Origin of the sequence: Streptomyces flavofungini (assembly GCF_041028215.1) — a bacterium.
GTDB lineage: Bacteria > Actinomycetota > Actinomycetes > Streptomycetales > Streptomycetaceae > Streptomyces > Streptomyces flavofungini_B.
On the sequence record NZ_JASKYR010000997.1, the window covers coordinates 1 to 2,832 of the forward strand.

The window sequence follows — 2,832 nt, forward strand, 5'->3', positions numbered from 1 at the left end:
GCGGAGAGCGGCCCGGGGGAGAGGGACCGGGCGGAGACCGGCTCCGCCGACGGAGTCTCCCGCGCGGCCGTGGCCAGCCCCGCCGCGGCCGTCGTCCAGGTGCACAGCCTCGCCGACCCCTCGCTCGTCACCGACGTGCCGGGACTCTGGGCGGGCGCGGACCACTTCGGCCCCCGCGCCCAGGTGGACACCCTGCTCGCGGTGCGCCGCGCGGCCCGCGTCTGGCCACCCCTGGCCCGCCTGCTGGAGCGGCGGCTCCCAGACGTGCTCCCCCTGAGCGAGGAGGAGTTGTACGACCTGCTGGGCGCGGCGGCTGGCCGTCTCGGCGCGGCGGGCGTGACCGTCCACTGGCCGCGCGAGCTGACGCGCGGCCTCACCGCCACGGCCGTCGTCCGCCCCGCGCCCGGCACCGCCGCCGACAACTTCGACTTCTTCAAGACCGAGGAACTCCTGGAGTTCCGCTGGCAGCTCGCGCTCGGCGACCGGCCCGGCGACCCGCTGACCGAGGCGGAGCTCGACCTTCTCGCCGAGGCGCACCGCCCGGTCGTCCGCCTCCGCGACCAGTGGGTGGTGGTCGACCCCGAGCTCGTCCGCAAGGCGCGCAAGCGGGACCTCGGACTGCTCGACCCGGTGGACGCCCTCTCCGTGGCGCTCACCGGCACGGCCGAGGTCGACGGGGAGCGGGTGCCCGCCGTGCCCGTCGGCGCCCTGGCGGGACTGCGCGAGCGGGTGACCGGGGACCTCGCGGCCATCGCCCAGCCCCCCGGCCTGCACGCGACGCTCCGCGACTACCAGCTCCGCGGGCTCGCCTGGCTGGACCGCATGACCTCGCTGGGTCTCGGCGGCTGCCTCGCCGACGACATGGGCCTCGGCAAGACGATCACGCTGATCGCCCTGCACCTCCACCGCGCGCACCCCGCGCCGACCCTGGTGGTCTGCCCCGCCTCGCTGCTCGGCAACTGGCAGCGGGAGATCGAGCGCTTCGCGCCGGGCGTGCCGGTGCGCCGCTTCCACGGCCCTGACCGCACCCTCGCGGGCCTGACCGGCGGCTTCGTCCTCACCACGTACGCCACGATGCGTTCGAGCGCCGCCGAGCTCGCCGCGCGGCCGTGGGGCCTGGTCGTCGCCGACGAGGCACAGCACGTCAAGAATCCGCACGCGGCCACGGCGAAGGCGCTGCGCACCATCCCCTCGCCCGCCCGCGTCGCCCTCACCGGCACCCCCGTGGAGAACAACCTCTCCGAGCTCTGGGCCCTCCTCGACTGGACGACCCCCGGACTGCTCGGCCCCCTCAAGGCGTTCCGCGCCCGGCACGCGCGCCTGGTGGAGGGCGGGGAGCAGGCCGAGAACGACGAGGCGATGGTCCGCCTGGCCCGTCTCGTGCGCCCCTTCCTCCTCCGCCGCAAGAAGTCCGACCCCGGCATCGCCCCGGAGCTCCCGCCGAAGACGGAGACGGACCACCCGGTCACGCTCACCCGCGAACAGACCTCGCTCTACGAAGCGGTGGTCCGCGAGACACTGGCCCGCATCGAGGCCTCGAAGGGCATAGCGCGGCGCGGCCTGGTGATGAAGCTGCTGATGGCGCTGAAGCAGATCTGCAACCACCCGGCGCAGTACCTGAAGGACGGCGCGCTGACCACGCGGTCGGGCCGTCCCCGCTCGGGCAAGCTGGAGCTGCTCGACGAACTCCTGGACACCATCCTCACGGAGTCGGAGAGCGCGGGCGCCGTCCTGATCTTCACGCAGTACGTGGAGATGGCGCGGCTCCTGGAGGCGCACCTCTCGGCCAGGGGCGTCGGCGCCCAACTCCTGCACGGCGGCACGCCGGTGGCGCGGCGCGAGGAGATGGTGGACCGCTTCCAGTCGGGCGAGGTGCCGGTCTTCCTGCTCTCCCTCAAGGCGGCGGGGACGGGTCTGAATCTCACCCGCGCGGGCCACGTCATCCACTACGACCGCTGGTGGAACCCCGCGGTCGAGGAGCAGGCCACCGACCGCGCCTACCGCATCGGCCAGACCCGGCCCGTCCAGGTCCACCGCCTCATCACCGAGGGCACGGTGGAGGACCGCATCGCCGAACTGCTCGCCGCGAAGCAGGCGCTGGCGGACGCGGTGCTCGGCGACGGCGGCGAAGCGGCCCTCACGGAGCTGTCCGACGCGGAGCTCGCGGACCTGGTCGCGCTGCGGAGGGCGGCATGAGGCGCCGGGGCGGCCTGGGCTGGGCCAGCGGAATGAGCGAGACGAGCCGCATGGGCAGCGGACGCGTCTTCCCCGCGCTGCCGCCGCACCCCGACCCGGAGGCACCCTTCGCCGCGACCTGGTGGGGGAACGCCTGGATCGACGCGCTGAAGACGAGCGCCCTCGACCAGGCCCGTCTGGCGCGCGGCAGGACGTACGCCAGGGACGGCGCCGTCGACACGATCACCGTCGCGCCCGGCCGCATCGTCGCCTACGTCCACGGCAGCCGCCCCCGCCCCTACCGCGCGGAGATCCGCCTGCGCACGATGCTGCCCGAACACTGGGACCGCTTCCTGGACGCGGTGACGGCGGACGCCGCGCACATCGCGGCGCTCCTGGACAAGGACATGCCGCACGCCCTCGCCGACGCGGCGGCCCGTACGGACGTGCCCCTCCTGCCGGGCGCCCGCGAGCTGTCCCCCTCCTGCACCTGCCCGGACCGCGGCCACCCCTGCAAGCACGCGGCGGCCCTGGCGTACCAGACGGCCCGCCTCCTGGACGCCGACCCCTTCGTCCTGTTCCTCCTGCGCGGCGGCGAGGAGGCGGACCTCCTGGACGAGCTGGCCCGTCGCAACGCGCGGGCGACGGCGGCGGAGG

General features: G+C 75.0%; 2 protein-coding genes. Both read left to right on the top strand.

Features of this window, described 5'->3' with window-relative positions:
- Positions 1-2,196: DEAD/DEAH box helicase (locus tag AB8Z36_RS37570; RefSeq protein ID WP_369217863.1), on the top strand; the 2,196-nt coding region annotated here is incomplete at its 5' end.
- Positions 2,193-2,832, top strand: a 640-nt coding sequence (locus AB8Z36_RS37575; RefSeq protein ID WP_369217864.1) for an SWIM zinc finger family protein, incomplete at its 3' end; no start/stop codon positions are given. The genes AB8Z36_RS37570 and AB8Z36_RS37575, both read left to right, overlap by 4 nt.